1 pseudogene is annotated in these 306 nt (G+C 60.5%); it reads left to right on the forward strand.

Features of this window, described 5'->3' with window-relative positions:
* Nucleotide 1: 1 nt before the first annotated feature.
* Nucleotides 2–306, forward strand: a pseudogene (locus tag QSV46_RS39320) (haloacid dehalogenase type II); the annotation flags it as partial.

Consider the following 306-nt stretch of genomic DNA (forward strand, 5'->3'; position numbering starts at 1 on the left):
GGTGTTCGACGTGTTCGGCACCGTCGTCGACTGGCGCACCAGCCTCATCAATGATTTCACACAGTGGTCGAAAACCTCAGGCATCGAGGCCGACTGGACCGCCTTGGTCGACGGCTGGCGCGCCGTCTACATGGCCTCGATGGACGAGGTACGCAAACATCCCGAACGCGGCTATCAGATCCTGGATACGCTGCACCGGAGGTCGCTGGAAAAACTGGTGGCGCAGTTTTCGATACAAGGCTTAAGCGAAGCCGACCTGCATTACCTGACGCTGGGCTGGCATCGGCTGCATCCGTGGCCCGACAG

Source organism: Bradyrhizobium cosmicum (assembly GCF_032290525.1).
GTDB classification, from domain to species: domain Bacteria; phylum Pseudomonadota; class Alphaproteobacteria; order Rhizobiales; family Xanthobacteraceae; genus Bradyrhizobium; species Bradyrhizobium cosmicum_A.